At 62.2% G+C, this 10,065-nt stretch carries 10 protein-coding genes, 5 tRNA genes and 1 pseudogene; 7 read left to right on the forward strand and 9 right to left on the reverse strand.

What is annotated here, in order from left to right:
* A pseudogene (locus tag HP546_RS19695) lies at positions 1-95 on the forward strand (dephospho-CoA kinase); the annotation flags it as partial.
* The gene (gene yacG / locus HP546_RS19700; RefSeq protein WP_172228568.1) at positions 92-292 is read left to right on the forward strand and encodes a DNA gyrase inhibitor YacG; all 201 of its coding nucleotides are present in this window, start codon (positions 92-94) and stop codon (positions 290-292) included. The pseudogene HP546_RS19695 and the gene yacG, both read left to right, overlap by 4 nt.
* 80 nt (positions 293-372) lie before the next feature.
* Here yacG and HP546_RS19705 read toward each other — a convergent pair whose 3' ends face one another.
* Positions 373-1,107, reverse strand: coding sequence for an energy-coupling factor ABC transporter permease (locus HP546_RS19705; RefSeq protein ID WP_172228570.1), 735 nt, complete (start codon positions 1,105-1,107; stop codon positions 373-375).
* Between the two features lie 59 nt (positions 1,108-1,166).
* Here HP546_RS19705 and HP546_RS19710 point away from each other — a divergent pair, with 59 nt between their 5' ends.
* From HP546_RS19710 to HP546_RS19725, 4 genes are all read left to right on the forward strand, one after another.
* Positions 1,167-1,598, forward strand: coding sequence for a hypothetical protein (locus HP546_RS19710; RefSeq protein ID WP_172228572.1), 432 nt, complete (start codon positions 1,167-1,169; stop codon positions 1,596-1,598).
* 55 nt (positions 1,599-1,653) lie between these two features.
* A complete protein-coding gene (locus tag HP546_RS19715) occupies positions 1,654-2,283 on the forward strand; it encodes a DUF1780 domain-containing protein (protein WP_003247546.1) in 630 nt (209 codons plus the stop codon).
* 133 nt (positions 2,284-2,416) lie between these two features.
* Complete coding sequence (locus HP546_RS19720) at positions 2,417-2,590, forward strand: DUF3094 domain-containing protein (protein ID WP_144170447.1); 174 nt, start codon at positions 2,417-2,419, stop codon at positions 2,588-2,590.
* A gap of 84 nt (positions 2,591-2,674) precedes the next feature.
* Complete coding sequence (locus HP546_RS19725) at positions 2,675-3,970, forward strand: NAD(P)/FAD-dependent oxidoreductase (RefSeq protein ID WP_172228574.1); 1,296 nt, start codon at positions 2,675-2,677, stop codon at positions 3,968-3,970.
* A gap of 265 nt (positions 3,971-4,235) precedes the next feature.
* Here HP546_RS19725 and HP546_RS19730 read toward each other — a convergent pair.
* The 8 genes from HP546_RS19730 to rluD all read right to left on the reverse strand — a co-directional run bounded on the left by HP546_RS19730 (position 4,236) and on the right by rluD (position 9,660).
* Positions 4,236-4,311, reverse strand: a tRNA-Lys gene (locus HP546_RS19730).
* Between the two features lie 5 nt (positions 4,312-4,316).
* Positions 4,317-4,393 (reverse strand) — tRNA-Pro (locus HP546_RS19735).
* Between the two features lie 46 nt (positions 4,394-4,439).
* Positions 4,440-4,515 (reverse strand) — tRNA-Lys (locus HP546_RS19740).
* A 6-nt stretch (positions 4,516-4,521) separates the two neighbouring features.
* Positions 4,522-4,598, reverse strand: a tRNA-Pro gene (locus HP546_RS19745).
* Positions 4,599-4,601: 3 nt separating this feature from the next.
* Positions 4,602-4,677, reverse strand: a tRNA-Asn gene (locus tag HP546_RS19750).
* A gap of 468 nt (positions 4,678-5,145) precedes the next feature.
* Positions 5,146-7,710, reverse strand: coding sequence for an ATP-dependent chaperone ClpB (gene clpB, locus HP546_RS19755; RefSeq protein ID WP_172228576.1), 2,565 nt, complete (start codon positions 7,708-7,710; stop codon positions 5,146-5,148).
* Between the two features lie 250 nt (positions 7,711-7,960).
* Positions 7,961-8,701 (reverse strand): peptidoglycan editing factor PgeF, encoded by a 741-nt coding sequence (gene pgeF / locus HP546_RS19760; protein WP_172228578.1) that lies wholly within the window; start codon positions 8,699-8,701, stop codon positions 7,961-7,963.
* Entirely contained in the window at positions 8,698-9,660 is a 963-nt protein-coding gene (rluD, locus tag HP546_RS19765) for a 23S rRNA pseudouridine(1911/1915/1917) synthase RluD (protein WP_172228580.1), read from the reverse strand. Before rluD ends, pgeF begins: the two co-directional genes overlap by 4 nt.
* 147 nt (positions 9,661-9,807) lie before the next feature.
* Between rluD and HP546_RS19770 the strand changes: the two genes are divergently transcribed.
* Positions 9,808-10,065, forward strand: a 258-nt coding sequence (locus tag HP546_RS19770; RefSeq protein WP_172228582.1) for a tetratricopeptide repeat protein, incomplete at its 3' end; no start/stop codon positions are given.

Raw genomic sequence — 10,065 nt, forward strand, 5'->3', positions numbered from 1 at the left:
ATGTGGTGGTCAATGACGGCGACCTGGCCGCGTTGCATCAGCAGATCGACACCCTGCATCACTTTTACCTGACTTTACGAGGAGGCCAGCCATGAGCCAGCCATTGACCGTCGACTGCCCGACCTGTGGCGCACCTGTGGAATGGAACGATAACAACACATTCCGGCCGTTTTGCTCGGACCGCTGCAAGCTGATCGACCTGGGGGCCTGGGCGGCGGAAGAGCACAAGATTCCGGGGGCGGAAGAGTCCGAGGATGAGCTGTATTCGGGGGACCTGGAGCCGCGGCACTGATCCGGTAGCAGGTTGGCTGGGCCGGCCTCTTCGCGGCGATCCGATTTACCCGCGAAAGGGGCGGCACAGCCAACACTTATCTATCGCTCATCTTCCTTCCACGGCGCCTGCAAATAACGCGTACGGTTGAAGGTTTCCAGCCACTCCGGGCAAAACACCACCAGCGCGCTGATCACCATGCCGTTGATGAACGCTTCGGGGAACATCATCAGCCACAGGTAGCCGACAAAGTCGCTGAGCCATTCCGGCATGGCGAAACGCCCATCCAGCCACAACACCCCCAGCCCGGCCAGCAGGCAAGCCAGCACCGTCAGCGCAGCGGGGAAAAAGCCTGAACAGAAGATATAGACGAACAGGTTGCGCGGCTGGGCGCGCTCGACCAGCAGGGCACATGCTTCGGTGATCAGTACCGGCAGGCCCACCAGCAACAGCCCGTTCACCCCAAGTGCCGCGAGGTCCTGGCGACCCAGCGCCAGCAGGCCTAGCTGGGCCATGAACCCACCCAGCACCGCCAGCGGCCAGTCCAGCAGTAGCGTGACTGCTGTCATGCCAATGAAGTGATAGGAAACGCCGGTATCGAAATCGCGCCTGACCAGCCACAGGGCAAACAGGCAGAACACCGTGCCAAACAGCAGATGCTGGCGGCGCCGGTCGGTGAACAATTCCACCCAGCGGGCGCGGCTGGCCGCCCAGACCAGCAAGGGCACGTAGCCAAGCCAGCCAAGGGCAAGGCTGGTGTCGGACAACACCTGTGCGCTGATCACCGGACGCAATGCCCCTTTCAACCCTGTGGATAAAGCTGAGTCTACACCCATTCTCCGTTTCTTCCGGCTGCGGTAGGCTGGCGCATCATTCGATGCAGGGAGCATTGGCAATGCCTGAAGGAATCAACCCTGCGCTGCTGTTGGCCGCAGCGCTCAACGCTTTTATCGGCATTTTGCACCTGGCGATCATCGCCGTGGGGCCACGCTGGTACCGGTTGTTCGGCGCCGGCGAGCACATGGCCGTGGCCGCCGAAAAAGGCCGCTGGTACCCCGCGCTGATCACGACCGCCATCGCCGCTGTACTGCTGCTCTGGTCGGCGTATGCGTTGTCCGCTGCCGGGGCGATTGCCAGGCTGCCGTTGCTGCTGCCGGCCCTTTGCCTGATTACCCTGGTGTATCTGGCCCGCGGCCTGCTGGGGCCGAAGTTGCTGGCAGGGACTGGCCGCTCACAGCGGTTTATCGTGGTCAGTTCGCTGATCTGCCTGGGCTTTGGCCTGGTGCATCTGTTCGGGCTGGTTCAGCAGTGGTCGGCACTCACCTGAATATTGCGCACAAACAGCATCTTACCGTCATCGATTAGCGACTAAGCTTGTGGGCATGGATGACTCAGACTATTTGCGCCTGCTTACCATCCAGGCGGAACAAGCCAATGCCTTTCTCTCCAACGCCCGCAAGTGGGAGCGGGAGCGTTGGGTGTGCCAGCGCCTGTTGCAAGGGCTGAACATCCCCTACCGCAGCGAGGACTTCACCCCGGCAGGCCAGGAGCCACCCGACGTGCTGTTCCGCGATGCCGCCTTCGAGGTGTTTTTCGTGCTCGACGAGGGCCGCCGGCTGAACGATGAATGGCGCGAAGAGCTGCAGCGCCGGCGCAGCGCGTTCTCGTTGGCGCAACTGGTGCGCCGCGAAGCCCGCCCGCGGCGCATCAGTGCCACCGAACTGCTGGGGCGCCTGGCACCGACCCTGCGCAAGAAGGCGCACAACTATCGGGAACGCGGGCTGGAGCTGAACGAGCTGGACATCATTGCCTTCTCAAGCCTGAAGCGCGAAGTGCTCGACCTGAACACCCACTTCCCGCCGCCCACCGAATACCTGCGCCAGGGCTGGCGTTCGCTGTCACTGGTCGGGCCAACCTTTGCCCGGGTGCTGTTCGCCCACCCCGATGCCCCGGATTTTCTGCGCGGCAACCTGGGCCGCAGCATCGTGTTCGACGTGGGCATCAGTCTTTGATCCACTGCACCGAATGTTTGCGATGGCGTACACTCGGCGCAAGAGATAGAAAGCATTATCATTTGTTTCAAGCGCTTGCCCGAACGCTGTAGCGTTTGGGCAGTCTCTAACGTCTACCTGACGAGGCCCCACCATGACCAGCCGCCTGAATCCAGAAGATCAGCGTCGCGTCGATGAGTATCTGCGAGCCCCCCAGCACCAAGTCGAGCGCAGGCCCTTCCGGCCGTGGCTGCTCCTTGCGCTGGTGGTGGCCGTGACCATCGGGTTGGGTCTCATCAGCCGCCTGCTCAGTGGACTGGTGCTATGAGCTGCTTCGCGCTCGCCCACCCCTCGTGCAGTTTGCGGCCGGCCCCCAGGGCCAAGCATTCCGTAAACCTTATGAGATATCCCCATGACTCATCGCATCGTGATTGTCGGCGGCGGCGCCGGCGGCCTGGAACTGGCGACCCGCCTGGGTAAAACCCTGGGCAAGCGCAAGCAGGCCGAAATCACCCTGGTCGACGCCAACCTCACGCACATCTGGAAGCCGCTGCTGCACGAAGTGGCGGCCGGCTCGCTGAACTCCTCGGAAGACGAACTGAACTACGTGGCCCAGGCCAAGTGGAACCACTTCAACTTCCAGCTGGGGCGCATGAGCGGCCTGGACCGTGAAGGCAAGCAGATCCAGCTGGCCGCCACCCTCGATGAGGATGGCCGCGAGCTGCTGCCTGCGCGCACCCTGGGTTACGACACCCTGGTCATCGCCGTGGGCAGCAACACCAACGACTTCGGCACCTTGGGCGCGGCGCAGCACTGCCTGTTCCTCGACACCCGCAAGCAGGCCGAGCGCTTCCATCAGCAGCTGCTAAATCACTACCTGCGCGCCCACGCCGGCGATGTGGCCAGCGAGCAGATCAGCGTGGCCATCGTTGGCGCCGGCGCCACCGGTGTCGAGCTGGCAGCGGAGCTGCACCATGCGGCCCACGAACTGGCGGCCTATGGCCTGGACCGCATCCAGCCCAAGGACATGCACATCACCATCATCGAAGCGGGCCCGCGTGTGCTGCCCGCGCTGCCAGAGCGCATCAGCGTGCCGGTGCACAAGACCCTGGAAAAACTCGGGGTCAAGGTGCTGACCAACGCTGCGGTCAGCGAAGTGACCGAGGATGGCCTGAAGACCCAAGACGGTCAGCTGATCCAGGCCAGCCTGAAGGTGTGGGCGGCCGGTATCCGGGCGCCGGGCTTTCTCAAGGACATCGATGGCCTGGAAACCAACCGCATCAACCAGCTGGTGGTACGCCCTACCCTGCAGACCACCCGCGATGACAACATCTTCGCTTTCGGTGACTGCGCCGCCTGCCCGCAACCGGGCAGTGATCGTAATGTGCCGCCACGCGCACAGGCAGCGCACCAGCAGGCTTCGATGCTGGCGCAGAGCCTGAAGGCGCGACTGGAGAACAAACCGCTGCCGACTTACGCGTACAAGGACTACGGCTCGCTGGTGTCGCTTTCGCGTTTCTCGGCAGTGGGCAACCTGATGGGTAACCTGATGGGCAGCGTGAAGCTGGAGGGCTGGCTGGCGCGGATGTTCTACGTGTCGCTGTACCGCATGCACCAGATGGCGTTGTACGGGTTCTTCCGCACGGCGTTGATGATGCTGGGCAGCAAGATTGGCCGGGGCACCGAGCCGCGCCTGAAACTGCACTGACAGGCATGCCACAGAGGTTGCCTGTGCTGGCCTGATCGCCGGCAAGCCAGCTCCCACAGGGATTGCACAAGGCTCAACGCCTTTGCATTCCCTGGTAGGCGCGGGTTTACCCGCGAATGCGATAGTGGCCCTACAGCCGAATTCGCGGGCCGCTCCTACAAGGGGTGACGGTGTAGCAAAAAGCGCCCGGGAAGATCTGCACCGAAGGGTGCATTTTTTTGGGGCAAAAGAAAAAGGGCATCTCATACGAGATGCCCTTGTTTCATGGTGGGTCGTGTAGGATTCGAACCTACGACCAATTGGTTAAAAGCCAACTGCTCTACCAACTGAGCTAACGACCCAAAAATGGTCGGGGTGAGGGGATTCGAACTCCTGACATCCTGCTCCCAAAGCAGGCGCGCTACCGGACTGCGCTACACCCCGGGTCTTTCAAAAAAAAGGGCATCTCTTTGAGATGCCCTTTTTAACATGGTGGGTCGTGTAGGATTCGAACCTACGACCAATTGGTTAAAAGCCAACTGCTCTACCAACTGAGCTAACGACCCGGAAAATGGTCGGGGTGAGGGGATTCGAACTCCTGACATCCTGCTCCCAAAGCAGGCGCGCTACCGGACTGCGCTACACCCCGAGATGGCTCCGCGACCTGGACTCGAACCAGGGACCCAATGATTAACAGTCATTTGCTCTACCGACTGAGCTATCGCGGAACTGAACTTCGGTACATCTTTACTGCTTCGAAGTCTGTGTTAGCTTCGAACTCTTCAGCTTCTTAGCTTTCGCTTTGTCGCTGCTGAGGCCGGCTATTCTACATTCTTCGTTTTGCTTGTCAACCCCTTTTTTTCATTCAACTTACTGATTTGTAAGTTGTTTTGCGGTCACCTATGTTGCTGGTGATTCGCTTAGTGGCTGACAACGCGGCGTATATTAGGGGGACCCGTTTTAGGATGCAAGCAGAAATTTCAAAAATTTCAGCGGGTTACCCGGCAAGTCCGCAAAGGCCCGGAATTGCTGGGGCTGTGAGGGCCCTATCGCCGGCAAGCCAGCTGCCACATTGCCCTCCACAGCCTTCGAAAGCGGTGCTGAACCTGTGGGAGCTGGCTTGCCGGCGATAGGGCCAGCACAGAAAAACCGGTAAAAAAAAAGCCCCGCAAACGCGGGGCTCATGATGGAACAACTTATACAAAGACGATTTCGTCGCCTTCCACCTTGGCATCGATCGCCGTACCCGGCACAAACTTGCCTGCCAGGATCAACTGCGCCAGCGGGTTCTCGATCCAGCGCTGAATCGCCCGCTTCAGCGGCCGTGCGCCGTACACCGGGTCGTAACCCACGGCAATCAGCTTGTCCAACGCCTCCGGGGTCAGGCTCAGCGACAGCTCGCGTTCCAGCAAGCGGCTGCGCAGGCGGCCCAGCTGGATTTCGGTAATACCGGCAATCTGCTCGCGCCCCAGCGGTTCGAACACCACCACTTCATCGATGCGGTTGATGAACTCTGGCCGGAAGTGCGCGCCCACTGCATCCATTACTGCCGCACGCTGTGCCTCGCGGTCGCCGACCAGCTCCTGGATCTGCGCCGAGCCCAGGTTGGAGGTCATCACGATCACGGTGTTGCGGAAGTCCACCGTGCGCCCGTGGCTGTCGGTCAGGCGGCCGTCTTCCAGCACTTGCAGCAGCACGTTGAACACATCCGGGTGAGCCTTTTCCACCTCGTCCAGCAGCACCACCGAGTAAGGCTTGCGCCGTACCGCTTCGGTCAGGTAACCGCCCTCTTCATACCCTACATACCCTGGTGGGGCGCCGATCAGGCGAGCCACGGAGTGTTTCTCCATGAACTCGGACATGTCGATGCGGACCATGGCCTCTTCGGTGTCGAACAGGAACTCGGCCAGCGCCTTGCACAGCTCGGTCTTGCCCACACCGGTCGGGCCAAGGAACATGAACGAACCACTCGGCCGGTTAGGGTCGGACAGCCCGGCGCGCGAGCGGCGCACGGCGTTGGCCACTGCGGTTACCGCCTCGCCCTGGCCGATCACGCGCTGGTGCAACAGGTCTTCCATCTTCAGCAGCTTCTCGCGCTCGCCTTCGAGCATCTTGGCCACTGGAATGCCGGTCCACTTGGACACCACTTCGGCAATTTCTTCCTCGGTCACCTTGTTGCGCAGCAACTGGTTCTCGGTCTTGCCGTGCTGGTCAACCATCTGCAGGCTGCGCTCCAGGTCCGGGATCACCCCGTACTGCAGCTCGGCCATGCGGCTGAGATCGCCTTTGCGACGAGCGGCTTCCAGCTCCTGGCGGGCTTGCTCGATCTTTTGCTGGATCTGGGCCGAGCCCTGCACTTCGGCCTTCTCGGACGCCCAGATTTCTTCCAGGTCGGAATACTCACGCTCCAAACGCTCGATTTCTTCGGTCAGCTTCTCGAGGCGTTTTTTGGCCGCTTCGTCTTCTTCCTTCTTAAGCGCCTGCGACTCCACCTTCAACTGGATCAGGCGGCGATCAAGGCGGTCGAGCACTTCCGGCTTGGAGTCGATCTCCATGCGGATGCGGCTGGCCGCTTCGTCGATCAGGTCGATCGCCTTGTCCGGCAACTGGCGGTCAGTGATGTAGCGGTGGCTGAGCTTGGCCGCAGCGATGATTGCGCCGTCGGTGATGGCCACCTTGTGGTGCACTTCATAACGCTCTTTAAGGCCGCGCAGGATGGCGATGGTGTCTTCCTCGCTCGGCTCCTCGACCAGCACCTTCTGGAAGCGGCGCTCCAGGGCGGCGTCCTTTTCGATGAACTGGCGATACTCGTTAAGCGTGGTGGCGCCCACACAGTGCAGTTCGCCACGGGCCAGGGCCGGCTTGAGCATGTTGCCGGCGTCCATGGCGCCCTCGCCTTTGCCGGCGCCGACCATGGTGTGCAGCTCGTCGATGAACAGGATGATCTGGCCTTCCTGCTTGGACAGCTCGTTCAGCAGCGATTTAAGGCGCTCTTCGAACTCGCCACGGTACTTGGCACCGGCAATCAGCGCGCCCATGTCCAGCGCCAGCAGGCGCTTGCCCTTGAGGCCGTCGGGCACTTCACCATTGATGATGCGCTGGGCCAGGCCCTCGGCGATGGCAGTCTTGCCCACGCCGGGCTCACCGATCAGCACCGGGTTGTTCTTGGTACGGCGTTGCAACACCTGCACGGTACGGCGGATTTCGTCGTCACGGCCGATTACCGGGTCCAGCTTGCCTTCTTCGGCACGCTTGGTCAGGTCGACGGTGTACTTGTCCAGCGCCTGGCGCGATTCCTCGGCGTTGGCGTCGTTGACGGCCGCGCCGCCACGCAGGTTGTTGATGGCATTTTCCAGGGCTTTCTTGGTCACGCCCTGGCTCAGCAGTACCTTGCCGAGTTTGCTGTTTTCGTCCATGGCGGCCAGCACCACCAGTTCGCTGGAAATGAACTGGTCACCCTTCTGCTGGGCCAGGCGGTCGGCCTGGTTGAGCAGGCGTGCCAGGTCCTGCGACATGTTCACGTCGCCGGTCGGGTTCTGGATTTTCGGCAGCTGGTCGAGTTCTTTCACCAGCGCCTGGCGCAGGCTGTTGATGTCGAAGCCGACCTGCATCAGCAGCGGCTTGATCGAACCGCCCTGCTGTTCAAGCAGTGCCTGCATCAGGTGCACGGGCTCGATGGCTGGGTGATCCATGCCAACGGCCAGGGACTGGGCATCGGATATGGCTAGTTGAAGCTTGCTGGTCAAACGGTCTATTCGCATGGTGTACCTTCCTTTAAAGGGCAGGTCGGAGCGATGGACAGCGCCTGTTCATGAAGAAACCTGCCTGAGATGACCTTATAGATAAGGCTGATTCTGGAAGATTCAAGCGTAGCGGGGTTGACCGGGGTCAACCTGTTGGATTAGTGCTGGGCCATTCGCGGGTGAACCCGCTCCCACAGGATCATCACTGGCCCCGAGGGCGATGCTGTACCTGTGGGAGCGGGCGTGCCCGCGAAGAGGCCGGTGCAGGCTAGCGCGGTTCCAGCCACACAAGGGAAGCAAACCGCCCACCCTGCGGGGTACGGCGATAGGAAAAGAACCGCTCATCACTGACCGTGCACCAGCCACCACCATAAACAGCCGTCACCCCACGCGCCGCCAGGCGAATACGCGCCAGCTCGTAGATGTCGGCCATCAGCTTGCCCGGCCGCTGTCCGTCGACAAAGGCCCGGGCCGCTTCAGGGTGCACGGCAGTAAAGGCATCCCGCACTTCCAGCCCGACTTCAAATGCCTTGGGGCCAATCGCCGGCCCCAGCCACACCAGCACCTCTTCCGGTGCCAGCGCCAGGCGGTCCAGCGTAGCTTCCAGCACCCCACCAGCCAGCCCGCGCCAGCCCGCATGTGCGGCCGCCACGCGGGTACCGGCCCGGTCGCAGAACAGCACAGGCAGGCAATCGGCAGTCATCACGGTACAGGCAACACCGGGCTGGTCAGTCCAGCTGGCGTCGGCCTCGGCCACCACGGCCGGGTCGGCATCCGCCACCACCAGCCCGTGCACCTGCTTGAGCCAGGCCGGCTGGATGGCGAACTCGTCGCTCAGACGACGGCGGTTCTCGGCAACCGCAGCAGGGTCATCCCCCACATGATCGCCAAGGTTGAACGTTGCGTAGGGCGACTGGCTGATGCCGCCCTGACAGGTGGTGACACAGGCGCGAACCGAGGCCGGGGCTGGCCAGTCGGGCAATAGCAGCGACTGCGCCAGGCCACTCATCCGATAAAGCTCTCGCGGTCTTCGTTCAGCAGCGTCAGCAACCAGAGGAAGTCATCCGGCAGCGGCGACTCCCACTTCATGATCTCGCCGGTGATCGGGTGCGCCAGTGCCAGGAAACGCGCATGCAGCGCCTGACGCGGGAAGGTCTTGACCGCCTCGACCATCGTCGGGCTCGCAGCAGGCGGAATGCGGAAGCGCCCGCCGTAGGTCTGGTCGCCGACCAGCGGGAACCCGACATGCGCCATGTGCACGCGGATCTGGTGGGTACGGCCGGTCTCCAGCTTGACCCGCACATGAGTGTGCGAGCGGAAGCGCTTGAGCACGCGGTAGTGGCTGACCGCCGGCTTGCCGCCATCGGTTACCGCCATGCGCTGGCGCATGCCGCCGTGGCGACCGATCGGGGCGTCGATCTTGCCGCCGGCAGTCACCACGCCAATCACGATGCACTCGTAGATGCGGCTGACCTTGCGGCTTTGCATCTGCTCGACCAGCTTGGTCTGCGCCTGCAGGGTCTTGGCCACAACCATCAGACCGGTGGTGTCCTTGTCCAGGCGGTGGACGATGCCGGCACGCGGCACATTGATGATGTCTGGCACGTGGTGCAGCAGCGCATTGAGCAGGGTACCGCTGGCATGGCCGGCGGCCGGGTGCACAACCAGCCCGGCGGGCTTGTTGATCACCATGATATGGTCGTCTTCGTAGACGATATCCAGCTCGATGTCTTCTGCGATCCACTCGCCCTGGGCCTCTTGCTCGGCCTGCAGGGCAAGTACGGCGCCACCATAGACGGTGTCACGAGGGCGCACGACGGCGCCATCGACCGTCAGGCGGCCCTCTTTGATCCACGTGGTAAGCCGCGAACGCGAGTACTCAGCGAACAATTGGGCGGCGACCTGGTCGAGGCGTTGACCGCCCAGATCGGACGGTACCTCTGCACTAAGTTGAATGATCTCGGACATGCTCGATTCGGCGGGCGCACAGCCTTTGGTTTCGGCTGCGAGCTTGTGGTTAAATACGGCTTCTTTTGTCCCGGGGTTGGCCGGGGCGCTCATCATAACAGGACGGCACCGCCCAAGACAGCGGCCGTCAAAGGGACGCAAGCCGCCATGCGAGTGAAACACCTGCTGCTGATCGCCATCCTCGGGCTTACCGCGGCCTGTTCCTCCAATAAGGAAGTCATCGACGAGAACCTCAGCGAGGCCGAGCTGTACCAGCAGGCCCAGGCTGATCTGGACAACTCCAGCTACACCAGCGCCGTGAACAAGCTCAAGGCCCTGGAGTCGCGCTACCCGTTCGGCCGCTATGCCGACCAGGCGCAGCTCGAGCTGATCTACGCCAACTACAAGAACTCCGAGCCCGAGGCT

It is taken from the genome of Pseudomonas sp. CM25, assembly GCF_013179705.1.
GTDB lineage: Bacteria > Pseudomonadota > Gammaproteobacteria > Pseudomonadales > Pseudomonadaceae > Aquipseudomonas.

Coding starts and splice junctions, on each gene's coding strand:
- yacG (WP_172228568.1), top strand. CDS start 92: ATGAGCCAGCCATTGACCGTCGACTGCCCGACCTGTGGCGCACCTGTG.
- clpB (WP_172228576.1), bottom strand. CDS start 7,710: ATGCGAATAGACCGTTTGACCAGCAAGCTTCAACTAGCCATATCCGAT.
- HP546_RS19720 (WP_144170447.1), top strand. CDS start 2,417: ATGACCAGCCGCCTGAATCCAGAAGATCAGCGTCGCGTCGATGAGTAT.
- HP546_RS19705 (WP_172228570.1), bottom strand. CDS start 1,107: ATGGGTGTAGACTCAGCTTTATCCACAGGGTTGAAAGGGGCATTGCGT.
- HP546_RS19725 (WP_172228574.1), top strand. CDS start 2,675: ATGACTCATCGCATCGTGATTGTCGGCGGCGGCGCCGGCGGCCTGGAA.
- HP546_RS19710 (WP_172228572.1), top strand. CDS start 1,167: ATGCCTGAAGGAATCAACCCTGCGCTGCTGTTGGCCGCAGCGCTCAAC.
- HP546_RS19715 (WP_003247546.1), top strand. CDS start 1,654: ATGGATGACTCAGACTATTTGCGCCTGCTTACCATCCAGGCGGAACAA.
- rluD (WP_172228580.1), bottom strand. CDS start 9,660: ATGTCCGAGATCATTCAACTTAGTGCAGAGGTACCGTCCGATCTGGGC.
- pgeF (WP_172228578.1), bottom strand. CDS start 8,701: ATGAGTGGCCTGGCGCAGTCGCTGCTATTGCCCGACTGGCCAGCCCCG.